Genomic DNA, 17,163 nt, shown 5'->3' with positions numbered 1-17,163 from the left:
ATTTTTTAATCTTGTTAAGAACAAATATAAAAGTTTTCTTTTAATCACAAAATTTTTTTTATGATTTATTTAACAATTGGGAATGAAATGGCTAAGCAGTTACAGAATTTGCAATTTCGGTAAGATTAATAATTTTATCAGCTTTTTGTGCGCTAGACTCTCTATGTGTGATAATTATGGAGGTCGCGTTGCTGATTTTTCTGTCGATATTTTCTAAAATATTCTGCTCGGTTTCGGTGTCTAAAGCAGATAAAGAATCGTCAAAAATGATAATATTCGGGTCTTTAATTAAGGCTCTGGCAATACAAATTCTTTGCTTTTGACCTCCCGAAAGCATCACTCCGCGCTCACCAACCATAGTTTTATACTGATCTTTAAATTCTATGATATTTTTATCAACATCAGCAATTTTAGCATACTCAACTATTTTTTTATGAGACGGATTATCTATGGCAAAGCCAATATTGTTTTCAATAGAATCTGAGAAGAGATAGCTTTCCTGGGGAATATAACCTATGAAATTCCTGTAGTTTTCCAGGTTGTGTTCTTTGAGATTTTTTCCGTCAATTAAAATTTCACCTTCAGTAGGATCAATTAATCTGCACAATAATAATGCTATGGTAGATTTTCCGCTTCCGGTTTTTCCCATAATTGCTAAGGACTCTCCTGCTTTTACTGTAAAGCTTAAGTTTTCTAACGCTTTGATTCCTGTATTTGGGTAAACATAAGAAACGTTTCTGAACTCAATATCTCCTTTAATGGCATAAGTTTCAAAATTAGTATTGATGATTTCGGACTTTTTATCCATGAACTCATTAATTCTCTGCATGGAAGCTTCTGCACGCTGATTAACTGAAGTGACCCAGCCTACCATAGAAAATGGGAAAATCAAAGTATTGATATACATGAAGAAGTCAGCAATTTTACCAATGCTTAATTGGCCGTCAATATACTTCTGTCCTCCAATTAAAATAATGGCAACATTAAGCAATCCAATTACAAATAAAATGATCGTAAAGAAATATGCTTCTGTTTTTGCTAAATCAAGAGCCTTGTTTTGGTAGTCGGTAACTTTTACCCCATAATTCCTTTCAATGTATTTTTCTTTGGCAAAAAATTTCACCACACGAATTCCTGAAAAGCTGTCCTGAACAAAGGTTGAAATAGCAGACTGACTTTTCTGCATGATTTTCGACTTCTTGTTGATAATTGAACTTACTTTATATATGGCATAGGATAGAATTGGGAGAGGCAGCAATGTCCACATTGTCATGGATGCGTCTGTTTTTACCATATATACAGCGGTGATAATAACAAGAACAATTAAGTTTGCTACATACATTACCCCCGGTCCTAAATACATTCTTACCGCAACAACGTCTTCACTTAATCTGTTCATTAAGTCCCCGATGGTTGTTTGTTTATAATCTGTTAAAGATAAATCCTGATAATGTCTGTAGATTTTATTTTTAAGTTCATATTCAATTCTTCTGGACGCCACAATAATGGTCTGGCGCATCATGAAGGTGAAAAAACCTGTTAATAACGAACAGCCTACGATAATGGCAACATAAATCAGAACCTGCTGATTGAAACCGAGATTGCCGTTTTTGGTAAGTTCATCTACCGATTTACCTACAAACTGGACTTTATATATATTAAAAAAATTACTGGCAATGATAAATAGGACTCCCCAAAATAAAAGTATTTTGTGTTTCCAAAAATAGGGGTTTAAGGTTTTCAGCGCTTTCATAAAGTTTTACAAAATTACAAAAATGTCATCAGACTACGAATTTCATAAATTTTAAATTTTGTATCTTTGCACTCATTAAAAGCTCTTTGAATGTTAGGAAGAAGACAAATCCGTGAAAAAGTAGTACAGACTGTGTATTCATATTACCAGAACCCTGTAAAGTTTGATGTATTAGAGAAAAATATGTTTTCTGGAATAGAGAAAATCTATTACCTGTACATCTATCAACTGAATTTTTTAGTTGCTTTAAAAGAACTGGCAGAGAACCAGATTGAGATTAGTAAGAATAAATACATTAAATCCGAGTCTGATATCAATCCTAATCAAAAATTCATCAACAATCAAGTTTTAATTAAATTAGAAGAAAATCCTGAGAGATTATTTTTCACAGGACAGCATAAGCAATTGAAATGGGATTTGCATGATGATTTATTGGTGAAAACTTTCCAGAGAATTACTGCAGGGAAGCGTTATCAGGATTTTATGAAGGAAGAAGGGTATTCTTTTGAAGAAGATCAGAAGTTCATTGGTAAATTATTTTTAAGATATATTGCTGAAAATGATGATTTCCACGACTACCTTGGAGATAAGGAACTTTCCTGGTACGATGATATCCACATTGCCAATTCGATGGTACAAAAAACAATTGGTTTCCTGAAAGAAGATGAAGAAAGCAGAACGTTGATCAAAATGATCAAAGATGAAGAGGATAAGACTTTCGCGATGAAACTATTGAGAAATACATTGGATAGTTGGGAAAATAATGAAAAGAAATTGGAAGAAAGACTGGAAAACTGGGATTTGGAAAGGGTTTCTTTGATGGATAAAGTGATTTTGTCTACAGCTATTGCGGAATTGGATAACTTTCCTTTTACACCTTCAAAAGTTATTATCAATGAATATATTGAGATTGCGAAAGTATTTGCAACAGACCGATCCAATATATTTATTAATGGAATTTTAGATAAATATTGTAAAGATCAAAATAGAATTTAACATGAAAAAGACATTATCCATTATCACTTTGTCTATTATAGGCTTTGGTTTGGTTTCTTGTAAAAAAGAAAATAAAGAAGCTCAGGTAGCAGATGCTGTAGCTACTGATTCTACTGCTACAACTACAACTCCTGCGGATTCTTCTACAGTAGCTCCGGTTTCTGCTGAAACGACAACTCCGGCTCCAACTTCAAACCAACCGTTAACTACAATTGCTCTATCTGAAAGCAATTTTGACTTCGGAAAGATTAAAAAAGGAGATAAAGTAGAACATGTATATGAAATTACGAATACCGGAACAAACCCATTGGTGATTTCTGAAGTAAAACCGGGATGTGGATGTACAGCTCCTGATTTTACAAAAGAACCGATTTTGCCGGGTAAAAAAGGAAAAATTACATTGCATTTTGATTCTACAAACTTTGACGGGGCAGTCAATAAATATGCTGACGTTTTTGCGAATGTAGAAAAAGCACCGATTAAATTAACATTCACTGCGAATATTCAACCATAATATCATGAGTTTACTATCAATTTTTTTACAGGCTCAACCAGGTGGAGGAGGAAACATGATGATTATAATGGGGGTTATGATGGTTGGTTTTTTCCTGTTAATTATTCTTCCTCAGCAAAGAAAGCAGAAAAAAGAAAAAAACTTTCAGGAAAATTTAAAAGTGGGGAGCAGAGTCGTACTTACCTCAGGTCTTCACGGAAGAATTGCTCAGGTTCAGGACGATGGTTATGTTATCGAAACATTATCAGGGAAACTTAAATTTGAAAAAGCTGCAATTTCTAAGGATCTGACAGAAGCTCGTTTTGGAGATAAAGCTAAAGCTGCTGAAAAAACGGCTGACAAAAAAGAAGCTGAAGAGAAAAATTAATTCTCTTGATTGAAATATATTTCATTTCGGCGGGGTGAGCTTTGCTTACCCCGCCGAAACTTTTTTAATACGAATAATTAATACAATTTCTTTGCCTAATGAATCAAAACACAAATAAAACAGTTCTCATTCTAGGCGCAAACTCTGATGTTGCCAAAGAATGTATCAAACAATACGTTAAAAAAGGGTTTTCGGTAATAGCGGCTTCCAGAAATATGGATTCTCTGAGAGATTTCGTTGCTGAAAATCGTTTTGATTCAAAGGTGACCATTCTGTATTTTGATTCTGTTGATTTTGATTCCCATCAGAAATTTTACGATGAACTTCCGGTAAAGCCTCACATTGTTGTGTATGCAGCAGGGTTTTTAGTGAATAATGAAAAAGCTTTGATAGATTTTAAAGAAGCTCAACAAATGATGCTGGTGAATTATATGGGAGCTGTTTCTATTCTAAATATCATTGCAACAGATATAAGTAATAAAAATTTAGAAAGAATTATCGGACTCTCTTCGCTTTCCGGAGTAAGAGGCCGGAAGAGTAATTTTGTGTATGGAAGTACCAAAGCAGCTTTTACGACTTATCTAGCGGGATTGAGACAGGAATTGGCTTCAAAGAATGTAAAAGTAAATGCGCTGGTAATTGGATATATCAGAACCAAAATAAATGAAGGGTTACAATTGAATGAATCTTTGATTATGGAGCCTGATTATGTGGCAAAATTTATAGTTAATGCCGGAAGTTCTTTCACCATTGTTCCTAATTTTAAATGGAAGATAATTTATTATATTCTGAAAATATTGCCGGAGAATTTGGTTGCTAAACTTCCTTAGTATTATTTACTTTCAATAACAACTTTTGAAAATCCTAAATTTATCATTAAAGTATTATAATTATTTAGTAAATGAATATTATTACCATATTTAGAAAGCTTTAATGTCCCTTTGTTGTCTTCGACTGAGAAGAGAGTTCCGGCATTACTGAATTCAGGATTAATAAATTTTAATTTCATTAAATTATTTATATAATTCATTAAATTTGTTTGTTGTGAATTTGAAAGAGTGATAGTATTGGTAATATCTTTGATTTGAATAATAGATCCTAAATTATCTCTATTGCCACAATTGACTTTGTATTTGAGATAAGTCAGTTTTACTTTTCTTTCTGAGCGATAAATTTTAATAATTTCTTCATGGCCTCCCCATTCTCCACAATCTGCAAAACGAGATTTTATAAATAACGTATCCTGATTATTGTAGCTTAATATATTGTCAAATGAATATTTTAATTGTTGATCTTTTTCTTTTGTAATTTCTTTGTTTGAACAACTGACTAGAAGTAATAAGATTACAATTGAGAAGGTATTTTTCATTACTTGTATTTTTTGAAAATATACGTTTTATTAAATATTCTGTAAAAACTTTTGAGCTTTATAACATAAATTCCTTTTCCAAACAAGTTTTCCCAAATCTTTATAAATAGATTTGGGAAATTTAAATAAAAAAGCGGAGAAAAATCTCCGCCTTAAAATTTATGCTTTTAAATTCAACTGTAATTCCAGTTCATCAAGTTGCTCATTCGCGATAGCTGCAGGTGCATCGATCATTACATCACGTCCCGAATTGTTTTTAGGGAAGGCAATATAATCTCTGATTACCTCGTTCCCGTCAAGAATGGCTACTAAACGGTCAAACCCAAAAGCCAAGCCTCCGTGAGGGGGAGCTCCGTATTTGAAAGCGTTCATTAAGAATCCGAACTGTGCTTCAGCTTCTTCTTTTGAGAATCCTAATAGGTCAAACATTTTAGACTGAAGGTCTTTATCAAAAATCCTGATAGAACCACCACCTATTTCGTTTCCGTTCAATACCATGTCGTAAGCGTTGGCTCTTGCTTTTCCCGGATCTGTTTCCAATAAATGAATATCTTCAGGTTTCGGAGAGGTGAAAGGGTGGTGCATCGCATGGTAACGTCCGCTTTCTTCATCAAATTCAAGCAATGGGAAATCTACTACCCAAAGAGGAGCGAATTCATTTCCTTTTCTTAATCCTAAACGGTTTCCTAGCTCCATTCTCAATGCAGAAAGCTGAGTTCTTACCTTGTTTTCATTTCCGGAAAGAATAAGCATCAAATCGCCTTCTTTTGCTCCGAATTTTTCAATGATTTTTGCTAGATCTTCTTCGTTGTAGAATTTATTTACAGAAGAAGTTTTTACCCCGTCATTCTGGAATTTAACCCAAACCATTCCTGAAGCTCCGATCTGTGGTCTTTTTACCCAGTCAACAAGCTCGTCAATTTGTTTTCTTGTGTAGTCTGCACATCCTTCAACATTGATTCCGACAACCAATTCTGCTTCGTCAAATATTTTGAAATCTTTTCCTTTTACCAAGTCGTTTAATTCAACGAATTCCATTCCGAAACGGATATCCGGTTTGTCGTTTCCATATTTTCTCATGGCATCGGCAAACGTCATTCTCGGGAAATCTCCGAATTCCTGACCAGTGATGTCTTTCAATAAAGTTTTCGTCATTCCTTCAAAAACATTCATTACATCTTCCTGCTCTACGAATGCCATTTCACAGTCGATTTGTGTGAATTCCGGCTGTCTGTCGGCTCTTAAGTCCTCATCGCGGAAGCATTTTACGATCTGGAAATATTTATCCATTCCACCTACCATCAATAATTGTTTGAAAGTTTGTGGAGATTGTGGCAACGCATAGAATTGTCCCGGATTCATTCTGCTTGGAACCACGAAGTCTCTTGCTCCTTCCGGTGTGGATTTGATTAAAACCGGAGTTTCAACCTCAATAAATCCATTATCTGAAAGATAATTTCTCACTTTCTGCGCCATTTTGTGGCGGAAGATCAATTTATCTTTTACAGGATTTCTTCTGATATCCAGGTATCGGTATTTCATTCTTAATTCTTCACCACCATCCGTTTCATCTTCAATAGTGAAAGGCGGAAGCTGTGATTCATTGAGAACCGTTAATTTTTCAACTAAAATTTCAACTTCTCCTGTTGGAATATTAGGGTTTTTGCTTACTCTTTCGATTACTTTTCCCGTAACCTGAATGACGAACTCACGGCCCAATTTTTTTGCATTTTCCATCAGTTCTGCCGTAGAACGATCCTGATCAAAAACCAACTGTGTAATTCCGTAACGATCTCGAAGATCTATCCAAATCATAAATCCTTTATCACGGATAGTTTGTACCCATCCTGAAAGTGTAACTTCTTCATTAAGATTTTTCAGAGATAATTCTCCGTTTGTGTGCGATCGAAACATAATTATTTGTTTAAAGTTCAAGGTTTAAGGCCAATATTTTGAGCCTTTATTTTCCGTTTGCAAAGATAAGATTTTTGAAGGTTTTAGAAACAAAAAAACTCCCTTTCGGAAGTTTTTGAGTATTGAAATATAAAAATAAATGAGTTTGATGTTGGATTTAGTATTTGAATTTTGTGTTTTTTATTGATAGTTATTAGCTTTTGATCCACTCCACGGCTTTGTCTAGAACTTCGTCTTTATTATTTTTAATTCCATCTATGGTAGGTTTTACTTCTACATCCGGAACAATTCCAATTCTTTGGGTTTCTGTTCCGTCCGGATAATAAACTCCGATTCCGCTGATCATGGTTGAAATATTTCCGGGAAGCATGATCTTGGAAACATTTCCGTCAGCTCCTGCGGTTGTTGAACCAAAAACTTTCGCATTGGGTGCTGTTCTGAATGCCATTGTGTGGTACTCTGCACTACTTTGGGTAGTTTCATTGATCAAAATCGCTATTTTTCCTTTGTAAGCATTGCTTCCGCTTCCGGGAATCTTCAAACTTGGTGTAAAAGTGAACAGTCCGGGTTGATTGTTGTTTGTATTACTGAATTTTACAAATTCTGTAGAATCTGGTTTTAATAATTTACTCATCGTGAAAACAACAAAATCGGATGGATAGTTTCTGAAGTCGATAACGAGTCCCTTTGTGTTTTTAATTTTGTCAAAGACCCCAGAAAGCTTATCCGAATTCACACTTCCCATATAGACATATGCCACATCATGGTCATGCATTTTGAAGAACTCTTTGTCTTCATTCTTTATTTTTAAGTCAGAGAAAGTGTAGGTTTTTATTGTTTTTTCTTCTGTTTTGCCGTTTCTGATAATTTTAATAACAATTGTTTCGGCATTGCTTCTCAATAATTTTTTTGAAATATCTCTTAGTTGTGTTGGATAATTGGATGCAGGTAAATACTTCAAAGTATTTTTAACGATATTATCTACATTTTCACCATTGATTTCAGTAATTACATCACCTTTTTGTAACCCTGTTTCTTCGCCTAAGCTGTCATTGTAAAAATCTTTGACAACAGCTTTATTTTCTGCAAAAGTTAGTAAGACCGGAGCATATCTTTCTCCGAAATATTTCTTTAAGGCTTCGTTATTTCCCCAGATTCCTGCATGTGTATCATGGATTCTGCCAATGATTTCCAATGAAGCAAGGGTGTATTCTGTTTCATTTTTAGCATTGATAAACTTTGGGATGAATTCTGCTAAAATACCTTTCCAGTCTTCGTCGATGAGATTTTTATAAGGGAAATAATATTGAATAATGTTCCAATATCTGTAGAGAGAAAGTAAACGAAAACCTTCATCAGGATAACTCATTTGGGTATAAGGATTTTCATTTTTAAAATCCGGATTTCCTACGTGAGCAAAAAAATCTACATAATAATTTACTGCTGGTCTTTTTGCATCTTTTAATTCTAAAAGTTGGTTAGTAAGTTCTTTTGAAAAACCTGAATTCGTGATCCAGTCGAGATCCGGTCTGAATTTTAGATCCTTTGGCTCTTTATTTTTAGCGGTTTGATAAGTTCCCAGGTTCTTGATCCAGTTGGATAAAATTTGATCCCTCTGATTGGCAGTAGCATTGGCAATTTTGGGATAAATTCTGAATAATTCGTAATCCCAATTGATATTTCCTCCCGCTACTTTTGGATGGTAATATTTCAGGTAACCCCAAATCAATCCGAGGCTTTTAAGATTGTTCAGGTTGTTTTTATCCAAAGAGATGTTGCTGATTTTAGAACCATTATCGAATTCTTTATCCAGTTCTACTTTTGTCAGTTCTTTTTCAAAAATTTTAGCATTTTCAATATCTTTTCCGTCAATAGAAAGCTTCAGATTATCTACCCACATTTTTCCTTTTCCGGTAAGGAGTGCCCCAATTACAATTTTCTGGGTGTTTTTAGGTGACATTTCCAGGGTGATCTCGTATTTTTTCCAGGGAGTTGTTCCGGTTATCCCTGTTTTATGCATATTGTCAAAGGCAACTTCAGGATCAATTCTCATCCAGAGTCCTGCAAAGCCATCCGAAACATTTTCGGTCTTAATATAACCGGAAAGCGTAATCTTTTTTCCGGCATAGTTTTCCGGAAGAGTGTACATTAATGCTTTAAAGCCGGTCTTTTCGGCATCAATAAGAACAGCATTTTTTCCTTCCTGTTTTTCCTTGGTGTCTGTGAAAACTTTTGCAGAGCCATCTCCCATTATTTTCCAAATTTTCGGAAGATTGTTTTCTACACTTTCAAAATTCAGGTTTTCGATTTTATTTTGGGCAAAGGAAGTAATGCCCAAAAGCAATAATGGGATTGTTGTGAAAAACTTTTTCATGATTGATTAAATTTTTTCCAAATCTAGTGAGTTAGATTGGGGTGTTTGTGATTTGAAATGAGTTTTAAAATATTTTATAATAGAAATTGTGTTTTTAATAGATTATTTTAAATTAAATTCTTAATAAATATTAATCTTTTACGTACTCAAGGATATCGCCCGGCTGACAATCCAGCGCCTTACAAATGGCTTCCAGTGTAGAAAGTTTAACCGCTTTTGCTTTTCCGGTTTTTAAAATCGAAAGGTTTGCCTGTGTAATCCCTATTTTTTCTGCCAATTCCTGTGACTGCATTTTTCGTTTGGCGAGCATTACGTCTACATTAATGATAATAGGCATGGTTTAAATTGTTAAATCGTTTTCAGTCTGCAAAGCTAGTCCCTTTTTGAAAAATTCAACAATAAAGAGAATAATGATCCCAAAAAAAGCAAAAAAGAAGTAGGTCAATAAGGTATACACAGAATTCATTTTAAAATAGAAAAATTCGAAAATTCCGGCTGCTCCGATGATAAGGTTCAGAAAGCAAAATCGTTTGAGCCACTTTATTGCATTTTGATTGAAAATCTGATCAGCACTCATTTCTTTAAAGCATCTATAAGAGAAAAAGAAAAATAAGCTCAGGAAAATCATGCCCAGGATATTATGAATGATCTGATTGGGAGCATAGACTCCGGTTACCATCTGAATGTCAGAAAAAGGGTAATTGATTTTGAACTTTAACAGGTTTTCCATCGGAATTGTCCACTTGTTTTTTGACCATCCGACATCGTTTGCCAATATAAAAGTATCTGATAATATCGTGCTTCCGGTTTTGTATTTATAAAACAAAATACCATGACCAATAATTTCGTACACAAGGTTAAAAGCAATAATGATGAACAAAACAAAAAGCAGATAGCTTATGTATTGTGATAAGGAGTTTTTGCCGATAATTTTCATAGTGTTGAGCATTTAAATTGTTAAATCACTTTCATTTTGCAAGTCAACGGCTCTTTTATAAACCTGTGCGATGATATAAACTACACCTGAAACTAAAAAGAACTGTAAGCTTTTACTGTTTAAATCCGCTGATATATTGAGGTTTCCATGAATCAGTTCATTGCCCATGTTGACTAAGAAAGATAAGCTGCCAATTAACAAAGCCAGTTTGGCAATCTTGGAGATTAAAAAGTATATTTCGGTAGAAAAAGTACTATTGAGACTGATCTTTTTAAGGATTTTAATGACCGTTAAAAAAAAGACAAGCTGCAAAAGACCTTCAAGGATGGAATACCCTAAAATAAAAATTGATTTTAATTTTCCCAGCGACTGTATATCTTTTATTTTTCCGCTGAAAAGGGTAATGCTAATCTTTATTTCTTTTAAACTGCCCATATCAATTCCGAAAATGGTAAAAAAGAAAATAAGGACTAATATGGATATTGCAATACCTAAAATCAATGTGAATATCCAAAAGAAAATTTTTAGAATTTCAAGTATGAAATCTGAATTTAGCTTCATGTGTCAACTGTTTTATTATTGCAAATATATAAATATTTATTGTAAAACAATAAATATTTATTGAATTTATTTCCTGGGGATAAAAATATGATTAGTTGGACTGTTCGAAATCTTTTCATATGCCAAGTTGTAATCCTCTGTGAATGTATATTTTTGTTGGAAACTTAAATGATAAAATTGTGAAGAAATATTTTGCTTTTATTAGAAAAGCGTTAAGTGGCGAAGAAGTCGATTATACCAAAGCAACCATAAGAAGCGCAGTTCTTCTTTTAGCAATTCCAATGATGCTGGAAATGGCCATGGAATCTGTATTTGCGTTGGTTGATTTGTATTTTGTAGGCCATTTGAAAGAAAGCGGTTATGCAATCCAGACGGTTGGTTTAACAGAATCTGTACTCTCTGTAATGTATTCTATTGCCATCGGGATGAGTATGGCGGCAACGGCAATGGTTGCCAGAAGAATCGGAGAAAAAAATCCTGAACAGGCCTCCAGAAGTGCGGCACAGGTTTTATTGGTTTCGTTCGCTGTAACTTTTATTTTGAGTTTATTCGGAGTAATTTATGCTGAAGAAATCTTAATGCTGATGGGGGCAAAACCTGAAGCGGCCTCTTATGGAAAAGAATTCACAAGAATAATGATGGGAAGTAGTGTGATTATTATGCTCCTGTTTTTAATTAATGGAATTTTCAGAGGCGCAGGAAATGCTGCGATTGCGATGAAATCTCTTTGGATCGCCAATATTGCCAATATTATTTTGTGCCCGGTTCTTATTAAAGGTTTCGGCCCGGTTCCTGCGATGGGATTAACAGGCGCGGCTTTGGCCACAACGATCGGAAGAAGCATAGGGGTGATATATCAGTTGTATCATCTGTTGATTGCAGATACTCAGATCCGTATCCTGATTAATTATTTTAAACCGGATTTTGAAATTATAAAATCTGTCATAAAAATTGCAACCCCGGGAATCTTCCAGTTTGTAATTGCTTCCTGTAGCTGGATTTTTTTAGCGCAATTGGTGGCAACTACAGGTCATGAAGATGCTTCTGCGGGTTACCAGACGGCTTTACGGCTCATGATGTTCTTTATGCTTCCGGCTTGGGGGCTGAGTAATGCGGCATCAACCTTAGTGGGACAAAATATGGGAGCCAACGAAATGGTAAGGGCTGAACAATCCGTTATGAAAACGGTAAAATACAACGTAATTTTTATGTTGACGGTAAGTTTGATATTCTTTCTTTTGAGTGATTTTTTAGTAGGATTTTTTACACAGGAAATAGAAATTAAAAACTATGCTAAAAATGCTTTACATATTATGAGTATCGGATTTATCTTCTACGGAATCGGGATGGTGATGATCAATGCTTTTAACGGAGCGGGAGATACATGGACGCCGACTTGGGTGAATCTTTTTGGGTTTTGGTTGTTCCAGATTCCTTTGGCTTATTTTCTTGCAAAATATTCAGGAATGGGACCGAAGGGTGTCTTTATTTCCATCCCCGCTGCTGAAACTTTAATCACAGTTGTTGCATTTATTTTGTTTAAAAGAGGAAAGTGGAAGACTGTGAAAGTATAGTTTTATAATAATTTTAACAGCTTATATCTTTGATTTTAAACACATATTTTCTAAATTCGTCATCAATCAACCAAAATTATTACTTATGGGAAAAGGAGACAAAAAATCAAGAAGAGGTAAAATTAATAATGGAAGCTACGGAAAAAGAAGACCAAGAAGAAATTCAAAAACAACTGTAGTTTCTGAAGACCAATCTAAAAAGTAACAGAAATAAAAAGACCGGGAAATTAATTAGCCCGGTCTTTTTTACTTTATAATTAAAAAATTATTTTCCTCCTAAAAAGCTTCCCAGGATATCCCCTAATCCGCCTCCTTGCTGTTTTTGCTGATTGTTACCTCCTCCAAGAACACTTCCTAAGATGTCATTCAAAGGATTTCCGGAGGATTGAGATTGCCCACCACCCAAAACACTTCCTAAAATATCATTCAGAGGATTGGATTGTTGCGTTTGAGCCTGGCTGGATGCGTTTCCGAGAATTCCTCCCAAAAGATCACCTAAACCTCCTGCTCCTACATTGTTTTGTTGCTTTTCTTTTCCTATATATCCCATAATTACAGGAGCTAACATCGCTAAAACAGGGCCGATTTTATCAATAGAAATACCGGTATTCTGAGAAAGTTGGTTTTCTACATTTTGTTTATCTCCACCAAAAATGTGATTTAAAATAGAACCTCCTTCAGATTCTCTGGCTTCCAATTGAGAAGAATCATTAAGGATGCTTCCGTCATGGTCTTTATCTAATGCATTGTTTAGTGCTTCAGCTTCTTTGGCATCCTGAGATTTATTTCTCAGATAAGAAATAATCAACGGGGCGGCTACTGCTAATAGGGCAATAATTTGATTTCTGCTGATTCCGAATTTGTTTTCAGCCTTTTCAGCAACCTGATTGCTGGTGTTTCCGGTAAGTAAATCAAGTAAACTCATTTCGTATGTGATTTTTAAATGTTGAAATCAAATTTATTAAAAATTCTGAATGAAGAGTTTTTTTATCCTGTAATTATTAGAGGTTTTATTTTATGTTAAGCTAGTTCTTTAAAATCGGAACATTAGAACATGCTTCTCCAAACATAAGTGATTTTACAAGAGGTTGTAATTGCTCTACAAGTTCAATATAAGCATTCTCTGGAATTTCTTTGTCTGAGCAGCCTTTAACCAGGACTCTTTTGCCTCTCATTTCATCAAAATCATAGCTTTGGATAGCGTTGTGCATCAAAATAACTTCCAGATCTTCTTTATCACCGAATACAACTTTTTTGGTGACATCGGTAATTTTTGCTGTGATTAAAAAATAAGCCCAAAGAGGGACAATGGCATCTGCAGAATTGTATATATAGACATAAGCATCTCGGTATTCTTCGGGATTAATGGCTGCTACTTTTTCACGGAAATCTTTCTCTTTTAAAATCATTTCCATGTAAAGGAAATCTTTCAAATCAATACCTTTTCGTACTCCTTTCGGAACAAGTGTGGTGAGATCAAAATTGATTAAACCGCTTTCTGCAACTTTATTTCGTATTTCAAATTCTTCTGACATTTTTATCATTATCTTTGAAACAAATTTACAAATTAAAGATATTATAATATCTTATTTGTTTTCTATCCTGATCATAGAAGCCTCCCATAACTTTGATAACAGAAAGTAATACGGTAAGGTTTGCTGATGATTATAAAAACATAAAAGATTTCAGAGGGAATGAAATATTATATTATCGCAGGCGAAGCTTCCGGAGATCTACACGGAAGTAATTTAATGAAAGCTTTAAAACAAAAAGATTCTAATGCAGAATTCAGATTTTGGGGAGGAGATCTTATGGAGAAGCAAGGCGGAACATTGGTAAAGCATTACCGGGACTTGGCTTTTATGGGGTTTTTGGAAGTTGCGATGAATTTAAGAACCATTTTGAACAATATTAAATTTTGCAAAGAAGATATTAAAAACAATAAGCCTGATGTTTTAATTTTAGTGGATTATCCGGGGTTTAACTTAAGAATTGCAAAGTTTGCAAAAGAACTGGGGATAAAAGTTGTATACTATATTTCTCCTCAGCTTTGGGCATGGAAAGAGGGAAGGGTAGAGATTATCAAAAAGTATGTAGATGAGATGATGGTAATTTTACCTTTTGAGGAAGATTTTTATAAAAAACATAAAGTCCATTCTCATTTTGTAGGACATCCTTTACTAGATGCAATTTCCACGCTTCAAGAGATTAGTATTGAAGGATTTAAAAAAGAAAACGGATTAAACGGAAAAGAAATCATAGCCCTTTTACCGGGTTCGAGAAAGCAGGAAGTTGAAAAAATGCTTGAAATGATGCTTTCCGTAAGACCGTATTTTAAAGAATATCAGTTTGTCATTGCAGGTGCGCCAAGTCTTCCGAAAGAATTTTATGAAAAATATGTGGATGAAAATGTACATTTTGTCTCGAACAGGACGTATGATTTGTTAAGATGTTCAAAAGCAGCTTTGGTAACTTCGGGAACGGCAACTTTAGAAACAGCTTTGTTAAATGTGCCTGAAGTGGTTTGTTACCGCGGAAGTAAAGTTTCTTATGCCATTGCAAAAAGGTTGGTGAAAAATATTAAATATATTTCTTTGGTCAATCTCATCATGGATCGTGAAGTTGTGAAAGAGCTAATTCAGAATGATTTAAATACTAAAAATCTGGTTGAAGAGCTCAAAAAAATACTAGAAGGCGGGATGAGAGCTGAGGTTCTTAGGGATTATGAATTACTGCGGGAAAAATTGGGTGGAGAAGGAGCAAGTGAAAATGCGGCAGAAGTAATTTTAAAACTTCAATAGTTGTTTTTTGGCTGATTGTTTTTGGAAATCAGCGGTTTGCTTCTTTTTTTTCGTAAAATTTATTAAATTGCTTGTCCAAACACAAATGATTTTGAACAGGCAGCCTCTTTTGATTCTTGTCATTGCTTTTATTCTTGGGATATTTCTGCAAGATATTTTTCCTGTAACTAAAAATGTAATTACAGGAATTATTGTTCTGAGTCTTGTTTTTTTACTTGCCATTTTTTACCGTTCGTATTTTGTTTCTAAAGTAAAGCCTATTTTTCTGATGGCTTCGTTTTTCGGAATTGGAATCTGTTTCCACTATTTCCGGCAGGTTAATGAGAGTACAGAAGCTCCTCAAAAAGAAGATTTTATTGTTTTTAAAATCTCTAAAAAACTGAATTCTACGGAAAAGTATAAGAAATATGAAGCTTTGGTACAGTCCGAAAAAAACGATGAAAATGCTCTGGTCTATCTTCCGAAAGAATCTGAAGAACTGAATTTTGAAAACTATTATAAGTCGAAAGCTTTCCGGTATGATGTAAAAAAGCCTCAATATGATTTTCAGTTTAATTATGCAAAATACCTTCAGCGAAAAAATATCCGGTCGCAATTTTATCTTCAGGGAGAAATATTATCAAAACACAGATATGATCTTTCTCTAACCGAAAAAATTCAGCAGAAAAGGTTAGAAGTCTTGCGAAAGATTGATCAATCAAGCCTTTCTTCTAAAAGTCAGGAGTTTTTAAAAGGAATTATTTTAGCGGACCGAACTGAAATTGATGCTGAAACTCTACAGGATTTTAATAAATCAGGATTGGTACACTTTTTAGCAATCTCCGGAACACATATTGTGGTGATTTTCGGACTATTTTATATAATGTTGATAAAAGTTTTGCCTCTTCAGTTCAGAAAATATGCAGTCATTTCCAGTTTGATTTTTATCTGGCTGTTTGCAGCATTTATCGGGTTCGGAAATTCGGTGGTAAGATCGTGTATTATGCTGACTACTTATTTTATGTATGTTTTGCTCCAGCGGAAACCGGATTTGCTGCACTCCCTGGCTTTGTCTGCTTTTATCATTCTAATTAATGATTCCCAGCAGCTTTTCGATGTAGGCTTTCAACTGAGTTTTCTTGCTGTTTTAGGGATTTATTGGTTGAATCAGCCTATTTTAAATTACTTACCAAAAGCCGATAGTTATTTTAAGAAAATGATTTTTAATACGGTGTCAATTTCTCTTTCTGCACAATTGGCAACATTACCTTTAGTATTGTTTTATTTTCATCAGTTTTCATTGATTTCTATTTTAGCCAATTTTATTATTGTGCCTTTTTCTGAAGCTATTATTATATTTTCATTTGTAGAGACGGCTTTAATTGCGTTCGGGCTGAATCTTTCTTTTATTAACACAATTTATGATTTTACAGTTCAGATATTGCTAAAATTGGTTCATTGGTTTGCGGATATTGATTTCCTTTTTTCGGATAATATAGCGATGAACCTTATAGAAGCTGCATGCTTGTTTATGTTTGTTTATTTGCTCAGATTTTCGATTCTGAAATTTAATGCCAAGAATGCTGTGAGATTGATAATGTGTGCGCTGGTTTTTTTAATTCTTAGAACAGGTTTTACTATCTACGAAAACAATAAAGATGAGGTGCTTGTATATGATTTTTATAAGCATAAAGCGTTTTCTGTGAAAAAAGGAAATGAAGTGCATTTTTGGATCGATAAAAAATCAGATAAACAGAAGTTTAAACAATTTATTATTAATCCGTATTGTGCTTCACGAAGGGTGAATGTTACTGCTGTAAAAACCATTCCTGATGATGCTCAAAAGATCATTTATGGCAACAAGATTTATGTCATAAGATAATTGTTAAGTATTTTATTTTCTCTTTAATTAATAACGTCTGAAATCTTATTTAGAAAGATTACAAACTGATAAATTGTGAGATTTCTCACTTTTTGATATTGTTAACATTTCATAATTTTGTGGAAATTCAAATTTAAACTTA

Annotated in this window: 17 protein-coding genes; 8 read left to right on the top strand and 9 right to left on the bottom strand. The window is 34.0% G+C overall.

The features are described 5' to 3' along the window. Window positions 1-91: 91 nt before the first annotated feature. A complete protein-coding gene (locus tag CLV73_RS10940) occupies window positions 92-1,753 on the bottom strand; it encodes an ABC transporter ATP-binding protein (protein ID WP_100376836.1) in 1,662 nt (553 codons plus the stop codon). Between the two features lie 90 nt (window positions 1,754-1,843). Here CLV73_RS10940 and nusB point away from each other — a divergent pair, with 90 nt between their 5' ends. The 4 genes from nusB (at window position 1,844) to CLV73_RS10920 (ending at window position 4,460) form a co-directional block, all read left to right on the top strand. Then, the gene (gene nusB / locus CLV73_RS10935; protein ID WP_100376835.1) at window positions 1,844-2,749 is read left to right on the top strand and encodes a transcription antitermination factor NusB; all 906 of its coding nucleotides are present in this window, start codon (window positions 1,844-1,846) and stop codon (window positions 2,747-2,749) included. A gap of 1 nt (window position 2,750) precedes the next feature. Further along, on the top strand, window positions 2,751-3,263 hold the full coding sequence (locus CLV73_RS10930; RefSeq protein WP_100376834.1) for a DUF1573 domain-containing protein: 513 nt from the start codon (window positions 2,751-2,753) through the stop codon (window positions 3,261-3,263). Between the two features lie 4 nt (window positions 3,264-3,267). Then, entirely contained in the window at window positions 3,268-3,630 is a 363-nt protein-coding gene (yajC, locus tag CLV73_RS10925; protein WP_100376833.1) for a preprotein translocase subunit YajC, read from the top strand. Window positions 3,631-3,728: 98 nt separating this feature from the next. Then, a complete protein-coding gene (locus CLV73_RS10920) occupies window positions 3,729-4,460 on the top strand; it encodes an SDR family NAD(P)-dependent oxidoreductase (protein ID WP_100376832.1) in 732 nt (243 codons plus the stop codon). Window positions 4,461-4,462: 2 nt separating this feature from the next. On the opposite strand, the gene CLV73_RS10915 is transcribed toward CLV73_RS10920, so the two are convergent. From CLV73_RS10915 to CLV73_RS10890, 6 genes are all read right to left on the bottom strand, one after another. Further along, the gene (locus tag CLV73_RS10915; protein WP_100376831.1) at window positions 4,463-4,999 is read right to left on the bottom strand and encodes a hypothetical protein; all 537 of its coding nucleotides are present in this window, start codon (window positions 4,997-4,999) and stop codon (window positions 4,463-4,465) included. Window positions 5,000-5,158: 159 nt separating this feature from the next. Then, entirely contained in the window at window positions 5,159-6,913 is a 1,755-nt protein-coding gene (aspS, locus tag CLV73_RS10910) for an aspartate--tRNA ligase (protein WP_100376830.1), read from the bottom strand. Between the two features lie 193 nt (window positions 6,914-7,106). Beyond that, entirely contained in the window at window positions 7,107-9,287 is a 2,181-nt protein-coding gene (locus CLV73_RS10905; protein ID WP_100376829.1) for a S41 family peptidase, read from the bottom strand. Between the two features lie 130 nt (window positions 9,288-9,417). Further along, the gene (locus CLV73_RS10900; protein WP_039365153.1) at window positions 9,418-9,624 is read right to left on the bottom strand and encodes a helix-turn-helix domain-containing protein; all 207 of its coding nucleotides are present in this window, start codon (window positions 9,622-9,624) and stop codon (window positions 9,418-9,420) included. 3 nt (window positions 9,625-9,627) lie between these two features. Continuing rightward, complete coding sequence (locus CLV73_RS10895) at window positions 9,628-10,224, bottom strand: DUF2975 domain-containing protein (RefSeq protein ID WP_100376828.1); 597 nt, start codon at window positions 10,222-10,224, stop codon at window positions 9,628-9,630. A gap of 12 nt (window positions 10,225-10,236) precedes the next feature. Continuing rightward, window positions 10,237-10,785: a DUF2975 domain-containing protein gene (locus tag CLV73_RS10890; protein WP_100376827.1), complete on the bottom strand. Its 549-nt coding sequence runs from the start codon at window positions 10,783-10,785 to the stop codon at window positions 10,237-10,239. Window positions 10,786-10,928: 143 nt separating this feature from the next. Between CLV73_RS10890 and CLV73_RS10885 the strand changes: the two genes are divergently transcribed. Together CLV73_RS10885 and CLV73_RS10880 are read left to right on the top strand one after the other, a co-directional pair. Further along, on the top strand, window positions 10,929-12,359 hold the full coding sequence (locus CLV73_RS10885; protein WP_185116767.1) for an MATE family efflux transporter: 1,431 nt from the start codon (window positions 10,929-10,931) through the stop codon (window positions 12,357-12,359). 85 nt (window positions 12,360-12,444) lie between these two features. Further along, a complete protein-coding gene (locus CLV73_RS10880; RefSeq protein ID WP_100376826.1) occupies window positions 12,445-12,564 on the top strand; it encodes a 30S ribosomal protein THX in 120 nt (39 codons plus the stop codon). 60 nt (window positions 12,565-12,624) lie between these two features. On the opposite strand, the gene CLV73_RS10875 is transcribed toward CLV73_RS10880, so the two are convergent. Together CLV73_RS10875 and CLV73_RS10870 are read right to left on the bottom strand one after the other, a co-directional pair. Further along, a complete protein-coding gene (locus CLV73_RS10875) occupies window positions 12,625-13,284 on the bottom strand; it encodes a DUF937 domain-containing protein (RefSeq protein ID WP_100376825.1) in 660 nt (219 codons plus the stop codon). Window positions 13,285-13,384: 100 nt separating this feature from the next. Next, window positions 13,385-13,894 carry a DUF2480 family protein gene (locus CLV73_RS10870; protein ID WP_100376824.1) on the bottom strand — a complete coding sequence of 170 codons (510 nt, stop codon included), beginning with the start codon at window positions 13,892-13,894 and terminating at the stop codon, window positions 13,385-13,387. A 159-nt stretch (window positions 13,895-14,053) separates the two neighbouring features. On the opposite strand from CLV73_RS10870, the gene lpxB reads away from it, so the two are divergent. Then, window positions 14,054-15,160, top strand: a complete 1,107-nt coding sequence (gene lpxB / locus CLV73_RS10865) for a lipid-A-disaccharide synthase (protein ID WP_100376823.1) — start codon at window positions 14,054-14,056, stop codon at window positions 15,158-15,160. 85 nt (window positions 15,161-15,245) lie between these two features. Further along, window positions 15,246-17,021 (top strand): ComEC/Rec2 family competence protein, encoded by a 1,776-nt coding sequence (locus CLV73_RS10860; protein ID WP_100376822.1) that lies wholly within the window; start codon window positions 15,246-15,248, stop codon window positions 17,019-17,021. The last annotated feature ends 142 nt before the right edge of the window (window positions 17,022-17,163 follow it).

The organism is Chryseobacterium geocarposphaerae, assembly GCF_002797535.1.
GTDB lineage: Bacteria > Bacteroidota > Bacteroidia > Flavobacteriales > Weeksellaceae > Chryseobacterium > Chryseobacterium geocarposphaerae.
The sequence above is the reverse complement of the archived record's forward strand: the minus strand, read 5'-3'. Positions and strand labels throughout refer to the sequence as shown.